The sequence below is a fragment of the Flavobacterium caseinilyticum genome, assembly GCF_004349085.1.
GTDB lineage: Bacteria > Bacteroidota > Bacteroidia > Flavobacteriales > Flavobacteriaceae > Flavobacterium > Flavobacterium caseinilyticum.
Map to the genome: position 1 here is coordinate 696,450 of NZ_SMFM01000001.1, position 17,873 is coordinate 714,322.

The 17,873-nt window shown below is 34.0% G+C and carries 18 protein-coding genes and 1 tRNA gene; 9 read left to right on the plus strand and 10 right to left on the minus strand.

Annotated features, from left to right (window positions below; genetic code table 11):
- Positions 1 to 361: 361 nt before the first annotated feature.
- Entirely contained in the window at positions 362 to 568 is a 207-nt protein-coding gene (locus tag E0F89_RS03085; protein WP_317126077.1) for a hypothetical protein, read from the minus strand.
- Between the two features lie 118 nt (positions 569 to 686).
- On the opposite strand from E0F89_RS03085, the gene E0F89_RS03090 reads away from it, so the two are divergent.
- Together E0F89_RS03090 and E0F89_RS03095 are read left to right on the plus strand one after the other, a co-directional pair.
- A complete protein-coding gene (locus E0F89_RS03090; RefSeq protein WP_131908387.1) occupies positions 687 to 1,004 on the plus strand; it encodes a hypothetical protein in 318 nt (105 codons plus the stop codon).
- Positions 1,005 to 1,271: 267 nt separating this feature from the next.
- Positions 1,272 to 1,343: transfer RNA gene (locus E0F89_RS03095), tRNA-Glu, on the plus strand.
- A gap of 176 nt (positions 1,344 to 1,519) precedes the next feature.
- Here the strand turns inward: E0F89_RS03095 and E0F89_RS03100 are convergent.
- The 4 genes from E0F89_RS03100 to E0F89_RS03115 all read right to left on the minus strand — a co-directional run bounded on the left by E0F89_RS03100 (position 1,520) and on the right by E0F89_RS03115 (position 3,367).
- Positions 1,520 to 1,954: a hypothetical protein gene (locus E0F89_RS03100; protein ID WP_131908388.1), complete on the minus strand. Its 435-nt coding sequence runs from the start codon at positions 1,952 to 1,954 to the stop codon at positions 1,520 to 1,522.
- A 159-nt stretch (positions 1,955 to 2,113) separates the two neighbouring features.
- The gene (locus E0F89_RS03105; RefSeq protein ID WP_131908389.1) at positions 2,114 to 2,683 is read right to left on the minus strand and encodes a hypothetical protein; all 570 of its coding nucleotides are present in this window, start codon (positions 2,681 to 2,683) and stop codon (positions 2,114 to 2,116) included.
- Positions 2,680 to 2,871 carry a hypothetical protein gene (locus tag E0F89_RS03110; protein WP_131908390.1) on the minus strand — a complete coding sequence of 64 codons (192 nt, stop codon included), beginning with the start codon at positions 2,869 to 2,871 and terminating at the stop codon, positions 2,680 to 2,682. Before E0F89_RS03110 ends, E0F89_RS03105 begins: the two co-directional genes overlap by 4 nt.
- Before the next feature lies 1 nt (position 2,872).
- Entirely contained in the window at positions 2,873 to 3,367 is a 495-nt protein-coding gene (locus tag E0F89_RS03115) for a hypothetical protein (RefSeq protein WP_131908391.1), read from the minus strand.
- Between the two features lie 230 nt (positions 3,368 to 3,597).
- Here E0F89_RS03115 and E0F89_RS17420 point away from each other — a divergent pair, with 230 nt between their 5' ends.
- The 5 genes from E0F89_RS17420 to serB all read left to right on the plus strand — a co-directional run bounded on the left by E0F89_RS17420 (position 3,598) and on the right by serB (position 8,932).
- Positions 3,598 to 3,726 (plus strand): hypothetical protein, encoded by a 129-nt coding sequence (locus tag E0F89_RS17420; protein ID WP_262709509.1) that lies wholly within the window; start codon positions 3,598 to 3,600, stop codon positions 3,724 to 3,726.
- A 93-nt stretch (positions 3,727 to 3,819) separates the two neighbouring features.
- On the plus strand, positions 3,820 to 5,145 hold the full coding sequence (locus tag E0F89_RS03120; protein ID WP_131908392.1) for a trigger factor: 1,326 nt from the start codon (positions 3,820 to 3,822) through the stop codon (positions 5,143 to 5,145).
- A gap of 392 nt (positions 5,146 to 5,537) precedes the next feature.
- Positions 5,538 to 6,212, plus strand: coding sequence for an ATP-dependent Clp endopeptidase proteolytic subunit ClpP (gene clpP / locus E0F89_RS03125; RefSeq protein WP_131908393.1), 675 nt, complete (start codon positions 5,538 to 5,540; stop codon positions 6,210 to 6,212).
- 86 nt (positions 6,213 to 6,298) lie between these two features.
- A complete protein-coding gene (gene clpX / locus E0F89_RS03130; RefSeq protein WP_131908394.1) occupies positions 6,299 to 7,531 on the plus strand; it encodes an ATP-dependent Clp protease ATP-binding subunit ClpX in 1,233 nt (410 codons plus the stop codon).
- A 162-nt stretch (positions 7,532 to 7,693) separates the two neighbouring features.
- A complete protein-coding gene (gene serB, locus E0F89_RS03135) occupies positions 7,694 to 8,932 on the plus strand; it encodes a phosphoserine phosphatase SerB (protein ID WP_131908395.1) in 1,239 nt (412 codons plus the stop codon).
- 92 nt (positions 8,933 to 9,024) lie between these two features.
- Here the strand turns inward: serB and E0F89_RS17055 are convergent, their stop codons facing one another.
- Genes E0F89_RS17055 through E0F89_RS03145 form a run of 3 tightly spaced genes read right to left on the minus strand, consistent with a single transcriptional unit; the run spans position 9,025 to position 11,000 of the window.
- The gene (locus tag E0F89_RS17055) at positions 9,025 to 9,198 is read right to left on the minus strand and encodes a hypothetical protein (protein ID WP_165929968.1); all 174 of its coding nucleotides are present in this window, start codon (positions 9,196 to 9,198) and stop codon (positions 9,025 to 9,027) included.
- A 48-nt stretch (positions 9,199 to 9,246) separates the two neighbouring features.
- Complete coding sequence (locus tag E0F89_RS03140) at positions 9,247 to 9,465, minus strand: hypothetical protein (RefSeq protein WP_131908396.1); 219 nt, start codon at positions 9,463 to 9,465, stop codon at positions 9,247 to 9,249.
- A gap of 11 nt (positions 9,466 to 9,476) precedes the next feature.
- Complete coding sequence (locus E0F89_RS03145) at positions 9,477 to 11,000, minus strand: GH3 auxin-responsive promoter family protein (protein ID WP_131908397.1); 1,524 nt, start codon at positions 10,998 to 11,000, stop codon at positions 9,477 to 9,479.
- Between the two features lie 94 nt (positions 11,001 to 11,094).
- Between E0F89_RS03145 and E0F89_RS03150 the strand changes: the two genes are divergently transcribed.
- A complete protein-coding gene (locus E0F89_RS03150; protein ID WP_131908398.1) occupies positions 11,095 to 11,889 on the plus strand; it encodes a DUF2797 domain-containing protein in 795 nt (264 codons plus the stop codon).
- Positions 11,890 to 12,021: 132 nt separating this feature from the next.
- On the opposite strand, the gene E0F89_RS03155 is transcribed toward E0F89_RS03150, so the two are convergent.
- Entirely contained in the window at positions 12,022 to 14,640 is a 2,619-nt protein-coding gene (locus tag E0F89_RS03155; protein ID WP_131908399.1) for an AsmA family protein, read from the minus strand.
- 196 nt (positions 14,641 to 14,836) lie between these two features.
- Positions 14,837 to 16,597 (minus strand): signal peptide peptidase SppA, encoded by a 1,761-nt coding sequence (gene sppA / locus E0F89_RS03160; RefSeq protein WP_131908400.1) that lies wholly within the window; start codon positions 16,595 to 16,597, stop codon positions 14,837 to 14,839.
- A 138-nt stretch (positions 16,598 to 16,735) separates the two neighbouring features.
- Between sppA and folK the strand changes: the two genes are divergently transcribed.
- Positions 16,736 to 17,872 carry a 2-amino-4-hydroxy-6-hydroxymethyldihydropteridine diphosphokinase gene (gene folK / locus E0F89_RS03165; protein WP_131908401.1) on the plus strand — a complete coding sequence of 379 codons (1,137 nt, stop codon included), beginning with the start codon at positions 16,736 to 16,738 and terminating at the stop codon, positions 17,870 to 17,872.
- Position 17,873: the final 1 nt, after the last annotated feature.

Here is a 17,873-nt window from a genome sequence, read left to right on the forward strand (position 1 = left end):
ATCTCGTGAAGTACTGATGTCGGTGTAAACTATAAATCATCCTGTGGAGTCATTAAGACACCCTCTAACATTTAAATTAGAAATTATGTTGAATAACGATAATGGAGAAATGCACATGGGATCCTACATGTTTATGGGGATACATATTTTTTGGTGGTTTTCAATAATAGTGTTAGGGCTGTTATTATTGGCAGCAGCTCATAAGTACAGAAGAAAAAAATGATTTTGAACGGGACATTTTCAATTTAAAAATGTAAAATAACCTATTGTTTTGGTTGAAAGTGTGGGTGTAGGAACTGGAAAAGTTATCCTAAATATTTTAATGTGTCTTACTATTGTATAACAGTAAGACACAATCAAATCAATCTTTTTTATGTTGTTCCGTGTGATTTTGATTTCCGTGAATCGTATGGTCTCCCACATTCATTCCGTTTGACATTCCTATCATAAAGGCAGTAATGATCAGCATGATTTTTCTTTTTGCCCAAAGAATAGGGCGTTTAGGTTGCTCTAAACGTGCTTTATTGTTGTGTTTATACATGTTGTAAATGATAAATGATTTAGACATTTGGTATCATCTTTATGCTTGGAATTGCATAAATGCGTAGAAAGAAATTTCTAAGCTGTGTATAAACTTGTATAGGAGTTTCGGGAAGTAATCATCTCGTTTATGAAGATGTGTTGCATTGCAAATAAGCGTACTTTTTGATAAAGCAGCGTTTGTAATTTTAGTAACACCGGAATTTGAAGACTATAACTATCTTGAAATTGGAGATAAGCTAAGTGAAATAAGAATCCCGTTTTTTCAAACTGATTTACCTGCTGAAACAGGAATAATTTCGAATAATTACCGTTTAATTCCTTTCTCAGAACTACGTTCGAGAATTGGTAATAATCCGCTGAATTTGATGGAGAATTTAAAGCACCATCATTCACCATCATGCCAAAAGCAAGAAAAAGTGAAAGGAGATATTTTAAATATTTTGTCAATCTATTTATTTTAATTATTGCTTTCAAAAGTACAAAAGTAACGGTGAATTAAGGACTGTTTTTTATTTTTTGTGGTCACAAGTGGCACCTTCGCATTGGACTTTAGATTTGTTTTTTGAAAAATCAGCTTGTTAAGAAACAATCGTATTATTGATAAGTGTTAGTTCTGAATTGATTACAATTACCGAATGCAGTAGAGACTATTTTTATTTGAAGGTTTTTAGGTTTGGCTTTGTGCATCTCAAAAATAGCACTATTTTTGCACCCGCAATACAAAACAAGGCCCGTTCGTCTATCGGTTAGGACGCATGGTTTTCATCCATGTAAGAGCGGTTCGATTCCGCTACGGGCTACAATTCATAAACAATTATCTTAAAAAGCCTCGAAAATAATTTTCGAGGCTTTTTTTATTGGTTTTGGCTGTTGTTCTTGTATTATTTCTTCATTAATGTGGGCGCAAAGTCAGAGAGATTTTCTCTGCTTTTACGACAAATTTATTCTTTGAAAGAACACTTTGTGGAGTACAGTATTAATTAACAGTTCCACATCTAAAATTGTCATGTTCTATATTTAATTTTTTAAACATCATTTCGAAGTCCTGTATTTTATTATTATATTTTGTTTTTCCGTATTTGAGGTAAATTGTTGTTTTTAAGTCACCTCTTATTATAAATTTCTTTTTATATGGTTTACATTTCCTTCCATAAAATTTCATGTAAATTCTATTATCGACAATGTCTTTAGGATTAATATAAAAAATGTCAATTCCATCAAAATCAGTACAACATTTTGCTTCGATTCTTTTACTGCCGGAGTATATTTCAGTAAATGTTCCAATTAAAGTGTCTCTAGTGTTTTTCTCAATAGTTAATAAATCAACTCTGAAGTCCTTTTTTATGTTTTCAGTTTGCCCAATTATAGATAGACTAAAAAGCAAAAATAATATGTAAATAATATTTTTCACTTCAAATGTTTTAAAACGTTTATTAGTTTTTATTTTCACAATTATTTAAGGATTTTCTGTATGATTCAGATTTTTGGAGTTAGGTAGCCTAACTTGCATATGGGTTTGAAATCAACCGCTGGCAAAGTCTCGCAATCTTGCTAAACTTTGTAGGATTTTTTAATTTATTTCAAGAAATTTGCTCACTTCACTATAATAGTCAGAACCATAATATTTCATAAATTCTCCAGTAGGCTTAAGTATAAAAAAAGCTCTGCAATTTTCTTTTATTGTAAAAATATTTTTATTAAAAAATCCACTATCTAAAATAAAAATTTTACTATTTTCAACATTTCTTTTATTTGGGTAATCTGTCGAATAAATAAAAAAATCTGTAGCATTATAATTTTTCGACATTCTAGCAGAAATTCTAATGCTATTATCAATTTCCGTTTTGGCAGAATTTTCTTTTAATCCATATTCATGACAATTATTGCCGTTTTGATGGTAATTAATTAATATTGAATTTTTATCAGGAATTACTGTTTTCAATTCTGCAATAATACTTTTTCGAATTTCTTTGTATTCAACCTCATTTAACTTTCCATAGAAAGTTTTTCTACTCGCAATGTAATCTTTGTTTATTTTAGTGTTAATCTTACTGTTTACTTTATCATCAGTTTTCTTTTGAGTAGAACAAGACGATAAAAAAAATATTATAATTAGAGGGTAATATTTAAGAATTTTCATTTTTTAAATTTTTTATTAAATGATATACAACATTCTGGCGCTTGGCGAGATTGGGGATTCAAGATGCGGGATTTATCTGTTAAACACAAATTTTCCAAACACAAATCTATCCTTAAATTCAGCCCAAAACCCCAATCACGCCAAACGGCTGTTAGCGGTTCGGGCATTTTTTGTGCTTCTTTTGTCATTTTATCCTGCTGATATAATAATTGTCATATAGTAATTTATGCAGTGCAATATTGTTAGTATTAATAATTCCTTATTGTCAAACTTGTCGAAGTTTTGGGTTGTTTCAATATTATAGTCATAGTTAAGTTTATTCCATTTAAAATCGGTTTCAGCAACCATTAACTCTCTTTTGTCTGTGTCAATTAAAACAAACTTACTACTCAAAAGTCCGTTAAGTTTTAGTAAAAAAGTATCTTCTTTGTTATCAAAAAAGGTTTTGATAATTATTCCTTTCCAACCCATTTTAAATTCTAATAAAGCTTTTGTGCCGTCTTTCAACTCAATTTTAGAGTCCCAAAAACCTTTTGGTTCAAGTTGATATTTTGCACCGTCAGACATTATAATTTCAGCGTTGAAAGAATACCATTTTTCATAAATTAGTTCCCCAATTTTTTGATTGTCAAATGTTAAATTGAAATTTTGAGAATTTATCGAGTTTGCTTTGTATTGCCCCATAGATGTTACTTGATTAAATGGTGATTTTTGAGTTCGGTTTTGCCTGACCGCTAACTTTCAAGTAGCAGATACAAATTAGCGCTTATACATCCGATTGTGGTTGGCTTTGCGCTACCTTGTTTTGTTTTATCTTTCTTCAAATATATAAATAAATTATTACAAAATTTCAAAGCAACTTTTTATTCTTGAAAACCACGGCCCGCGTGAAGGATGGCAGTGAAAATCCTTTTATGAAGCGTAGCGCAATAAAAGATTATAACGAACAGCCTGACCCAAAGTTGCCAGGAGGAACGACGAAGCAATCTGCAGGGACACGCCCAAATTATTTTCCTTTTCCAGCCTGTGATTTTGTCAAATAACTGTCTAAAATTCAAAATGGTAAAAAGCTTGTTTGGGTTGCAAAAATTTTATAATTTTGCAGTCCAATTTTATTATGTAAATTAAAGAAGAAGATGGATATCAAAAGAGTAGCAATAGACGCTGTGACGGAAACAATTGTAATGACTGTTGTTCACATGGATTACAAAGGACAAGTTGCAAAAAGAATAAACGAAAAAATGCCTTTGGCAACTGTTAAGGGATTTAGAAAAGGGGCTGTGCCTAAAGATCTTGTTGAAAAACAATACGGTAAAGGGATTAAACAAGAAGAAGTTCAGAAAGTTGTTGATTTGGCTCTAGAGCGTTTCGTACAATCAGAAAGATTAAACCTTCTTGGAACGCCACTTGCTAACGTAAACGAAGACTTTGATTGGAGTGCTGAAGAATTGGTTTTTGAATATGAAATAGGATTGGTTCCTAATTTCGAATTGGATCTTGAAGCTAAAAACGACATCGTAAAATATGTGGTTACTGCTGACGATAAATTAATCGACGGTCAAGTGGAAAGAATCCAAAAACAATTTGGAACTGCAATTCCTCAAGAAGTTGTTGCTGCAGATTCAGATGTAACGGGAACATTCACAAACGAAGAAAAAGGAATTAATAATGCTACCACTATTGCTGCTGATCTTTTCAAAGACAAAGCGACTTTTGACTTGTTCATAGGTAAAAAAGTAGGTGATGTAGTGACTGTAAATACGAAAGGTTTATTTGAAGACGACCACCAATTGATGGACGTGATGAAAGTAAGTCATGATGATGTTCACGGTTTAGAGGTTGATGTAAACTTCACAATCGAAGCAATCAACACTGCTGAATTAGCTGAATTGAACCAAGAATTGTTCGACAAATTGTTTGGAGCTGGAACTGTTTCTTCACTAGAAGAATTGAAAGCTAAAATCAAAGAAGATGCTGAAAATCAATTTGCACAGCAAGCGGACCAAAAATTATTAGGTGATGTTACTGAGTTTTTAATCGAAAGCACAAAATTTGATTTACCTGTTGAATTCCTTAAAAAATGGTTGCAAACTGTTGGTGAGAAAAAATTATCTCCTGAGGAAGCTGAAGTAGAATATGCACGTTCTGAAAAAGGATTGCGTTTTCAATTGATCGAAGGTAGAGCAATGGCTCAATCTGACATCAAAATCACTTTTGAAGACTTGAAAACATTCACTACAAAAAATATCCGTCAGCAAATGGCGCAGTTCGGGCAAACAAATCCTACTGACGAAGAAGTTCAAGGAATTGTAGCTAGAGTTTTGTCTAACCAAGACGAAGTAAAAAGACTTTCGGACCAAGTTGTTGCTGAGAAATTATTGGAATTGTTCAAAGAGAAAGCAAATCCTACTACTAAAGAAGTGACTTACGATGAATTTATCGCTGCTTCTTACGGAGAATAAATCAGAGTTTGTACTGTCGTAAAGTCGAAAGTCAAAAGCCCTAAGAGCGAGAGATTATTAAAATTTTATGATTTGATTACAGATACGAAACAATAAAAAATAGTTATATTTGAGCGTCAGAAAAAATATTTTTTGGCGCTCTTTTATTTGAATTTATCCTGAATTGATTTTAGGAGCAAATCCAGCTATTCGTTGCAAGTTTTTTCATCTCGTTTACTTTTTTCTAAACAAGAAAAGGAGCTTCCTTTGGTCGCTCTTTTCCTGCAAGAAAAAATTGTAACGTGATTTCAAAAAGCTTTTCACTGCTATCTGGGCTAAACAAAAAAGAGAAGAGTTATAGGTTCTGTCAAGAATTCATAACTCATAATTCATAACTCATAACTTATAAAAAGATGAACTACGGTAAAGAATTTAAAAAATTTGCTACAAAGGACCACGGCGTAAACTCTATGTATTACGATAAAATCGTAGGCGCAATGACTCCTAAAAACATGACTCCATATATTATTGAAGAACGTCAGTTGAATATTTCACAATTAGACGTTTTCTCCAGATTGATGATGGATAGAATTATATTCTTGGGAACAGGAATTGACGACCAAATTGCAAACATCGTTCAAGCACAGTTATTGTTCCTTGAAAGCGCCGATGCTTCTAAGGATATTCAGATTTATTTGAACTCTCCAGGAGGAAGCGTTTACGCAGGATTGGGGATTTATGACACAATGCAATACATCAAACCAGATGTAGCAACAATTTGTACAGGAATGGCAGCTTCTATGGGAGCAGTGTTATTATGTGCAGGAGCAGCTGGAAAACGTTCGGCATTGCCACATTCAAGAGTAATGATTCACCAGCCATCAGGCGGAGCGCAAGGAGTTGCCACTGATATGGAAATCAACTTACGCGAAATGTTGAAACTGAAAGATGAGTTGTACAAAATTATATCTCAGCACTCGGGGCAAACTTTCGATAAAGTTCATACGGATAGTGAACGTGACTACTGGATGAAAGCAGATGAAGCAAAAGCATACGGAATGATTGATGAGGTTTTAATAAGAGGATAAAAATAGTTACAAGTTTAAGGTTTAAGGTTTAAGGTTGCCGCGGGAACTTTAAACTTTAAACTTTTTAAACTTTAAACAAAAAAAGAATGGCAAAAGTAGTATTAGAGTGTTCGTTTTGTGGAAGAAAGAAGCCAGAAACCCAATTGTTGATTGCTGGTATAAATGCACATATTTGTGATAAATGTATCGAACAAGCTCACGGAATCGTTTTAGAGGAATTAAAATCCAGCGGAAGTTCCAAACTGGTTGGAGATTTGATTTTGAAAAAACCAAAAGAAATCAGAGCGTTCTTGGATCAATATGTAATTGGACAGGACCAAACTAAAAAAGTAATGTCGGTTGCGGTTTACAATCACTACAAACGTTTGATGCAACAGCAATTAGACGATGAGGTTGAGATTGAAAAAAGTAACATCATCATGGTGGGACAAACAGGAACAGGAAAAACATTGGTGGCTAAAACCATTGCAAAAATGTTGGATGTGCCTCTGGCTATTGTCGATGCGACAGTATTAACTGAAGCAGGTTATGTTGGGGAAGATGTTGAAAGTATTTTGACGCGTCTACTTCAAGCTGCGGATTATGATGTTGCCAAAGCAGAACGCGGAATTGTATTCATTGACGAGATAGATAAAATTGCACGTAAAAGTGACAATCCGTCTATTACGCGTGACGTTTCCGGTGAAGGGGTGCAACAAGCATTATTGAAATTATTGGAAGGAACCGTTGTGAATGTGCCACCAAAAGGAGGACGCAAGCACCCGGACCAAAAATTTGTTGAGGTAAATACACAAAACATTTTGTTTATCGCCGGTGGTGCTTTTGATGGAATCGAAAGAATTATTTCGAAACGATTGAATCGTCAGGCCGTTGGTTATTCGACTTCAAAAAATGTGGATAATATCGATAAAGACAATTTGTTGCAATACATTATTCCAAAAGACATCAAAGATTTTGGATTGATTCCGGAGATTATTGGTCGTTTACCAGTTTTGACACACATGGATCCTTTAGACAGAGAAACCTTGCGTGCGATTTTGACACAACCTAAAAATGCATTAATCAAACAATACGAGAAATTGTTTTTGATGGATGAAGTAACTTTTACCATTACAGATGAAGCCTTAGATTTTATTGTGGATAAAGCATTAGAATACAAATTAGGAGCTCGTGGATTACGTTCATTATGTGAAGCTATCTTAACCGATGCGATGTATGAATTACCAAGTTCTGAGGATAAAATATTAGAAATTGATGTGGATTACGCTAAAGAAACGTTGAATAAAAATTTATTGAAACGTTTGGAGATTGCATCATAAAAAATGCATTTTTCTTAAAAATACAAACCTGTTCATTCATTTGGACAGGTTTTTTTATGGGGAAATTACACTATTTGCTATTGTTTGAAAAAAGGAGCAATATTTTTTTTTATCAACGTCAGATTGTCGATTTTTGTCCATTCTAAATCAAATATATACAAAATGCAAATAGAAGATGTAGAGGTAATTTTACTAAAAGTTTCAGGTCAGGACAAACCCGGAGTAACCGCTGGTTTGACATCCATCTTGGCGAATTATGATGCTATTATTTTAGACATCGGTCAAGCAGATATTCATGATACACTCTCTTTAGGTATTTTATTTGAAATAAAAGCGGGTTCTTCTTCCGCTCCTGTTCTGAAAGATTTATTGTTTAAAGCCTATGAATTGGGTGTGAAGGTAAAGTTCATACCGATTTCTATTGCGGATTACGAAATATGGGTCAAAGGGCAACGCAAGCAACGCTATAGCATTAATGTTTTGGGTGAGACATTAACTGCTGTACAACTGGCAGCGGTAACCAAAATACTATCCAACCAAAATTTGAATATTGACGCAATCAAAAGATTAACCGGCAGGGTTTCTATTTTGGAGAAAGATGAATTTCCGCGTTCCTGCATACAATTATCGGTAACGGGAACCATTGTAGATAAAACGTTTATGACGGCGAGTTTTATGGAAATTTCCAGAACATTGGATGTGGATATTTCTTTTCAGGAAGACAATATGTACCGAAGAAACCGTCGCTTAGTATGTTTTGATATGGATTCGACATTAATTCAAACCGAAGTGATTGATGAACTGGCTGAATTGGCTGGAGTGGGTGAGCAAGTACGAGCTATCACAGAAGCAGCGATGAATGGCGAAATTGATTTTAGCGAAAGCTTCAAGCAACGTATGGCGTTGTTGGAAGGTTTGAGCGAGGATGTGCTGCAAACAGTTGCTGAAAATCTGCCTATAACAAAAGGAGCGCATCGCTTAATGAAAGCCTTAAAATATTACGGCTATAAAACCGCTATTTTATCCGGAGGGTTTACCTTTTTTGGAAAATACCTGCAAAAGGAATTAGGGATTGATTATGTTCACGCCAATGAATTGGAAATCAAAGACGGAAAATTGACGGGTAATTATTTAGGCGAAATTGTTGATGGTAAAAAGAAAGCAGAATACCTTCAAGCCATTGCTGATAAAGAAGGCATTCACATCAATCAAACTATTGCGGTAGGTGATGGCGCTAATGATTTGCCAATGTTGAATTTGGCAGGTTTAGGAATTGCTTTTCATGCCAAACCTACGGTAAAAGAAAAAGCAGAAAGTTCTATTTCCAGCTTAGGTCTGGACGGTGTTTTGTATCTTTTAGGCTACCACGACAGGCATATTGATATGATGGAGGAGGAGTAATTATATAATTATAAAATAATAAAAAGGGCTGTTCCGCAATCATTTTTGGATAGCCTTTTTTTAGGCTTTAACGGTAAACGCTTTTTCAGGTTTTAGTCATGTTTGCTGGTCGGGAGATTTTCAGATTCCTTAGGTTTAATTCTATTCGCTAGTTCTGAATAATATTTTATTTTAAGTACAAGTGTTTTTCGAACTAATAAATACAAATCAATCAAAATAATTAAAATTAAAAGTGCTGCAACAAAATAGGCGATGTTTTCTATCATGATGTTAATTTAATTTTTTGATCTGGATATGCAAATAAAAACTGCACATTAAGTGAGTGTTTGTTTAAGAGAATAACTTTTATATTTAGAATACTTATTTGGTAAGGTATAAAACGCTACAGTAATTTTATGCTTTATTTTTTGAGGCTGTTCAAATGTTTGTTTTTCGGGAGATTTACAAATTCCTCTGGCTCCACAACGCATTCTGTGCGGTCCACATGAACTTATTATAAAAAGTGTAATCAAGATGTAGAAGGTGTTTTTCATCTTTTCAATTTTTATACAGTATGAAACTGCATACTTTTCAGTTGTTCCAAATAATCTCTTTGGTTAGAAAGTCTTGGGATCTTATGTTGTCCGCCCAATTTGTCACGGTCTTTTAACCAATCATAAAACAAATTTTTCCGCGCTACATTGATTACTAACGGATTTAATGTCATGTTGTTGTAGCGTTTCGCTTCATAATCTGAATTTAAAGATTGTATGGATTCATCTAATGCTTTTTGGAATTGCGATACATCAGCAGGAGGGTTTTTAAATTCAATCATCCATTCATGGGCGCCTTTTTCTTTGCCCTCCATAAATATTGGAGCAACGGTGTAATCAACTACTTCCGTTTGGGTCATTTTACACGCTTTGGCAATAGCCTGATCGGTATTTTCGACCATCAATTCTTCTCCAAAAACATTAATGTGATGCTTGGTTCTTCCCGTTACCCGAATTCGGTACGGATTCAACGAGGTGAAACGAACGGTATCGCCTATCAAATAGCGCCACAAACCAGAATTGGTAGTAATCACCAAAGCATAATTTTTGAACAATTCCACATCTGCCAATCGAATTACTTTTTGTTCCGGTGTCCCAAAAGTATCCATTGGAATGAACTCATAGAAAATTCCGTAGTCCAACATTAACAATAGATCACTGGAATTATTTAAATCCTGAATGGCAAAAAAGCCTTCAGAAGCATTGTATATTTCGTAATATTTAAACTCTTTTTTAGGGAGTATTTTTTTGTATTGTTCTCGGTATGGTTCGAAATTTACGCCTCCGTGAAAGTAGACTTCTAAGTTTGGCCAAAGTTCTAATAAATTTCCTTTTCCGGTTTCTTCCAGCATTTTGTTCATTAAAACCAACATCCAAGAAGGAACTCCGGCGAAACTGGTTACATTTTCGTTTTTTGTTTCGTTTATAATCGCAGCAATTTTCGTTTCCCATTCGCTCATTAAGGAAATTTTGTTGCTCGGCGTACTGCTGAACTCCGCCCAAATAGGCATGTTTTCAATTAAAATTGCGGATAAATCTCCAAAAAATGTATTGTTGTCTTCATAGATTTGAGAACTTCCGCCAAGACGCAGACTTTTTCCAAGAAAAAGTTCGGAATCTTCGTTGTTGTTTAAGTACATGCATAGCAAATCCTTACTGCCTTTGTAATGACAATCTTCTAAGGCTTCATTGCTTACTGGAATAAATTTACTTTTGGCATTGGTTGTACCGCTTGATTTGGCGAACCATTTTATTGGTGTTTCCCAAAAAACATTTTGTTCTCCTTTGCGGGTTCGTTCAATAAGCGGTTGTAAATCTTCGTAGGTCGAAATAGGAATTCTTTCGGCAAATGTCGCGTAGGAATGTATCGATGCATACTCATATTCTTTGCCTAATGCAGTGTTTTTAGAGGACTTAATTAAATTCATAAGCAATTCTTCCTGAACCTCATTTGGATATTTTAGGAAGAGTTCGATCTGATGAATTCTTTGTTTAAGAACCCAAGAGGCAAACGAATTGATTATGGTTAGCGGCATTTTTAAATTATGAATTATGAATTGTGAGTTATAACTTTACCAAAAATAACAAAATTTGTTTAACTGTTGCGTTAAACCCGAAACTTTAATCACAATGACATACGAAGGCGTACTTACAAAAATGCAGACCGAATTTGCAAACCCAATTCAATATTACTTGGTTTTTGAGAATAGTTTTTTGAATGTGAATCAGTTGTTAAATAAAGAGCTGGAAATCAATTTTGTGGGGTACCAATGTTTGAATTGCGGGAAGAAGAAAAAAATTTTTCGTCAGGGATTTTGTTATGATTGCTTTTATTCCAGCGCAGCTGTTGGAGATTGGATTATGAAACCGGAATTGAGTACCGCGCATCTTGGAATTGAAGATAGGGATTTGGCGTATGAAGAGAAAGTGCAGTTGAAACCGCATATTGTTTATCTAGCTTTGTCTAGTGAAGTCAAAGTAGGAGTGACCAGAAAAACGCAAATGCCAACTCGATGGATTGATCAGGGCGCAACCCAAGCGATTTCGATTGTGGAAGTTCCGAATCGCTATTTAGCAGGAATTACGGAGGTGGCGCTGAAGAATCATTATGCCGATAAAACGAATTGGAGAAAAATGCTCTCGAATAATGTCGAACAAATCGACTTAATCGCGGAACGATTGAAGGTTGAGAATTTGATTCCAACGGAAGTTCAGGATTATTTCTATTCGCAGAAGAATGATTTATATGAGATGCATTATCCTGTATTGCATTATCCAACTAAAGTAAACAGTTTAAGCTTAGATAAAATACCACAGTTTCAAGGAAAACTTACCGGAATAAAAGGACAATACTTGCTTTTTGAAGATGGAACGGTTTTTAATATCCGTGGTTCAGAAGGCTATGTAGTAACTATTAATGTATAAAAAAATATAGCTTTTTTAAACCATTAAGGAATTAAGTTTCATTAAGATTTAGCGCTTAATTTTTCTTAATTCCTTAATGGTTAAATTCCTAATATAAATTGTTTCTGTAACATATTTTTGAACCGACTATTCTTATTGAACTTCTGGTGCAACCGGCTCTTCCGTTTTTTTCTTTTTATTAAATAATCCATTTAGTAATGCTGCGGCCTTAGCTTTTACCTCTTCTTTTGTTGCGGGAGTTGCAGGAGTAGCCGTTTTTGTAGTGTCACTTGGTTTTTTATTTTTATTGATATAATCCGTCAAAGCCGAGGTTCCTTGTTTTACCAGTCTGTCTTTTTGTTGGTTTACTAATTGAGTAGTCAATTTAGTTACCGCACTGTTGATATCGGTTGTGATTTTTGGATTTGTAAAATTACCCACTAATACGGCATTTATCGGAAAGCTTTCTAATTTCGCAGCATCAGCAGCAGATAATTTTGCTATTAATGCATTCGCTTCTGAACCAAGATATTTAGCGGGAACATCAAATTTCAGATTGTAGTTCATACTTTGGTCAAAGCCATGCGTTCCTCCAATTGTTGCCTTAATGTCTTTGTATTTGATGTCAAATGGTTTTACATTCACTTTTCCATCTTTGAACGTGATTGCTGCTTTCAAATCATTCAAATTAATTTTACTCACATCAATGAATTTCAAATTAGCACCTAAAGCGGTCAGCAAAGTCGAATTACTCGAATTCACAGTTGTAGAAAGCAGTTGTCCCAATAAATCTCCAGTCAGCGTTTTCAAGTCAGGAGTAAATTCGGTAGCATCAAGATTTCCGTTCAATTTGATGCTTGAATTTAATTTTCCGTTTATGATTCCAGCAATTGGCGCAATTTTTTTCAACATATCCAGTTGGGTAAACGACTGCGCAATATCGACTTGATTTAATTTTAAATCCATATTAAAAACTGGCGTTTTTCCTTTCGTGGAAACAGCTCCATTCACGCCAATTGTTCCTCCAAAAATTGAGGTTTTTACATTTTCTAAAGTTACTTTTTCATCTTTCACAATCAGTTTTCCCGAAACATCTTTCAGAGTCAAATTGTCATATAAAACCGTAGTCGCTTTTGCGGTAAGCGTACAATTTAAGAAAGCAGGAATCTTCATTGCCTCTGCTTTTTTAGAGGAAGTTTTTGTAGTTTCAGCGGTTGTCATAAAATCATCAACGGCCAATTGTTTAGAGTTCATGTTGAAGTTTCCTTTCAATTCTTGATTTCTAAATATAAATCCGTAAAAATTCTCTAAAACTCCCGTTACACTAATGTCGCTTTTTCCTGTAGTCGCATTCAGTTCTTTCAAATTGACTTGACTAGGATTAAACTGTACCAAAGCATTGCTGATATTCATTGTTTTGCCATTCTCATCTACATAGTTGAAACCGGACAAACTCATGGTTCCCGCATTATTTATATTTTGATACTGACTTTTCTCTACAGATTGCATATCAAATTTTGTAGTTACATCAGCGTTTAAAATTCCTGATAATGCTTTATCCAGCTTTATAGGATATGCTTTAGAAAGATTGGCTAAATTAATAGTTCCTTTTAAAGCGGCGTCAACGATTGCATTTTGAGTGATGTTTCGGATGTTTGCTTTTGCATTAAAAACATCCTGGTCAATTTTGAAAGAGAGCTTATCCAAGTTAATATACGTGTCATTTAGAATCCCTGTTTCGTTGATGATTTTAGTATCAATAACGATGTTTTGAACTGTTTTCGGTAAGTTAGGATACTTAAAAGAGGCGTTATTGGAAGCGATTTCGATATTAAATTTTGGTACCGTAGTATCAGAATACAAACCTTTAGCAGAACCAGTCACCGTAAAATCTCCGGTTGTTTTTACGTTGTCTAAACTTGCGGCATATGCTGCAGGGATAATTCCCAAGAAATTTTTGAACGAAGAAGTTGGCGTTTTAAATTTCAAATCGTATTCCTGTCCGGCTTCCACCATTTGAATAAAACCATCAAATTCCAACGGTAATTGATTGATTAATGCTTTATTTTCTTTGAAGGTGTATTTACTTTTTTCTAAATCAATTCCCAAAACTGCGTCCAGTGTCAAGGCAATATCTTTCATGTAATTTACTTTATCCATGTCCAAAGTGATTTTTGCAGTTGACTTAGTAACCAAATCTAATTTTTGTGCTGCAAAATCTCCTACACCTTCATGATTAATACTATCGATTACCATTTTGATTTTAGATTTTTCATCAAAGTAGCGAAACTTGAAATTCGCAATAGAATAATTCTTAATCTTCAATGATAACGGATCACTTTTGCCGCCTTTTTCATTTTCTTTGTTTTTTAATGCGATATCGTAATTCCCGATTCCATCTTTATTAAAAATGATATTGATCAATCCATTTTTTGAAGTTACTCCGTCAATATTAATGGCTTCCTCTTTGCCTTTGAATAATTCTTTGATGGACATTTTCAAATCCACTTCGCCTAATGAAACTAATGTATCGCCCTCAAAAGGAGCATTGTTTACAATCACTAGTTGTTCCAGCGAAACATTTGCATTTGGAAAACTTTTGATTAAACTTAAATCCACATCCGAAAAAGTAACTCGTGCATCTACTTTTTCATTGATAGCCTCGGCAATTTTAGCTTTTATTTGATCTTCAAAAAAGTATGGGATAGCAAATAAAGCGATTAAGAATAAGATAATCAGGACTCCAATAATTTTTAAAATTGTTTTTAGCATAATTCGATTCTCTTTAGATTTATATATTCAGCAAAAATGATGCCCGCTCTCCACAAAAATAGTGGATTATAATTTATGGAGTCTGTATTCATTTTACAAATAGCAGGATCTATCAGTAGAATTTGCATTTTAGATTTAAAAAAAAAATCCGTTTAAATGATTATTTAAACGGATTTTCATCGGATATTTTTATAAATTAGTTGATGTTGATTTCAAATGGCATGATGGCTTGAATTCCTTTTCGTGCTTGCAGTTTTTTTATTTCCTGCATCATACGATAATTTTCTTCACCAATTTCTTCTTTTATGAAATCAGCTTTTGATTTTGCGAAAGGAAGATTAGCTAAAAGATCATCGAAATTTTTCTCATATTCCGGATAGTTTTGGGTGCGGTAACTTTTTGTTTTTGCCAAAGAAGCTGCTTTTGCAATTGCATCATCTAAGCCTCCAATTTTGTCGACAAGTCCAATTTTCAATGCTTCTGAACCAGTCCAAACTCTTCCTTGTGCGATAGCATCTACTTGTGCGAATGTCATTTTTCGACCTTTAGCTACGTGTGTTACAAAAGTTTTATAAATGTGCTCTACGCCTTCTAAAGTAACGGCTTTGAATTTTTCATCTATTGGAACAAAAGGGCTATAATTAGCCGAATTTTCATGAGTTTTCACTTGTTCTGTGTAAATTCCTATTTTAGTTGCCAATGGTGTAAAGTTTGGTAATATTCCAAAAACGCCTATAGAACCGGTGATTGTATTTTCTTCGGCAAATATAGTGTTGGCATTACACGCAATATAATACCCGCCTGAAGCCGCATAATTCCCCATCGAAACCACGATCGGTTTAACTTTCTTTGTCAACTCAATTTCTCTCCAAATCAAATCTGAGGTCAAAGCACTTCCTCCTGGGCTGTCAATACGAAGTACAATTGCTTTTACATTTTTGTTTTTTCGAGCCTCTTGCAATGAGCGACGCATTGAACCTTCACCAATCACATTCACATCACCTTCGCCTCCCATAATTTCTCCTTGAGCGTAAATTATGGCAATTTCGTCTTTACTGTCGAAAGTTTGAGATGTAGTAGCAATTTTTTGAGCATAATCTACAACAGATACTTTGTTGTAATCTTCGTCATTGCCCACTTTAAGAGCTTTTTTTATAGCATTATGATACACATCTTCATAAGCAATAATGTCAATTAATTTTTGGGATTTTGCCATTTCTGGAGTTCGAGCAAGTAGTCCGGTGGCAATTTGATTCAATTGAGCTACTGATATATTTCTGCTTTTAGAAATGTCAGCGGTGATAGAACTCCAAACTGAATTTAATAGTGCAGTAGTTTGCTCTCTGTTGGCATCACTCATTTTATTCTCTAAAAATGGCTCGACAGCACTTTTATATTTTCCGTGACGGATTACTTCCATTTTTAATCCTGATTTTTCCTGAAAATCTTTAAAAAACATAATCTCAGATGACAATCCCTTGAAATCCATGTCTCCAACTGGATTTATGTATATTGGACTGGCAACAGAATTTAGATAATATTCTTTTTGAGAATACGAATTAGCATAAGCCATGACGAATTTTCCTGATTTTTTGAAGCTTTCCAAAGCATCTCTTAAGGCTTTGCTTTGTGCCATGCCCAATGATGAAGCATTGTTCAATATAGAAATACCTTTTATGTCATTGTCTGTTTCGGCTTCTTCAATAGCATTAATGATATCTGATAAACCTACTTTTTTGTTCTCTGAAAAAATAGTCATCCATGGATCTTTGTATTTTCCGGCATAGTCGTTTCTGATGTCTTCCAAATTTAATTCGATAACAGAATTATTTTTCACCTTAACGCCTTCAGATTCACCACCAAATATAGCTCCTATAAGGATGATTCCAAAAAAGGACAACATGAAAAAAACAAAAATACCGATAATGGTCGCTAATACATTCCCTAAAAATTTCATAATTATATTTTTTTAATATGTCGCAAAAAACATAGAAATGTTACAAACGATTGGTTAGAATTTCCAAGTTTAATTATCGGCATAGGATGCAAATATATTGCTAATTCTAAAATTCTTTTAGTTAATTTGCACCCAATTATGAAATCACAACATCAGGTCATTTTATCGATAGGAAGCAATCAAGGCAATCGTTTGGAAAACATCGAGCGTTGTTTGAAATTGATACATCAAGAAATTGGGACTGTAATAAAAGTTTCGAAATTGTATGAGACTCCGGCTTGGGGTTTTGAAAGCGATGCTTTTTATAATTGTGCGTTGGTTTTACACACTTTTACGTCAGCTCATAAAATTTTGGCTCAGGTTTTAAAAATCGAAAAACGTTTGGGGCGCTTGCGAAATAAAACCCAAGAATACCAATCGCGTACCATTGATATTGATTTGATTGCATTCGACTCAGAAATTATTACTACGGAAAAACTTCAAATTCCACATCCTTTGATGCAAAATAGGAATTTTGTTTTGTTGCCCATTCAAGATTTGAATTTAGATTGGAAACATCCGATTCTTCAAAAAAATATTTCGGAATTATTAGTTTTGTCACCGGATGAGAGTGTTTGTACAGAAGTTCAGAATTTGGTTAATCCTCTGCAAAGTATCCCGTTGGAGCAATTTAATTATGTAGCTTTCGAGGGAAATATTGGAGCAGGAAAAACAACGTTGGCTACAAAAATTTCCGAGGATTTTAATGCGAAAACAGTATTGGAACGTTTTGCTGATAATCCTTTTTTACCCAAATTTTATAAAGATCAGAACCGTTACGCGTTTCCGCTTGAAATGTCTTTTTTAGCGGATAGATACCAACAATTATCCGATGATTTAGCGCAATTTGATTTGTTTAAAGACTTTCTAGTTGCAGATTATCATATTTTTAAGTCTTTGATTTTTGCAAAAATAACACTTGCCGAAGATGAGTATCGTTTGTATCGTAATCTTTTTGATATCATTTACAGAGAAATGCCAAAACCGGATTTGTACATTTATTTGTACCAAAATTCAGAAAGGCTGCTGCAAAATATTAAGAAACGCGGCAGAAGCTACGAACAAAAAATCCCAGCTGAATATTTAGACAAAATCAATAGCGGTTATCTGGATTATATTAAATCACAAACTGATTTGAATGTTCTTATTATTGATGTTTCGGATCGAGATTTTGTAAAAAATCAAGAAGATTATCTTTTTATTTTAGATGAAATTCAAAAGAAGATTCAGGTTTAGG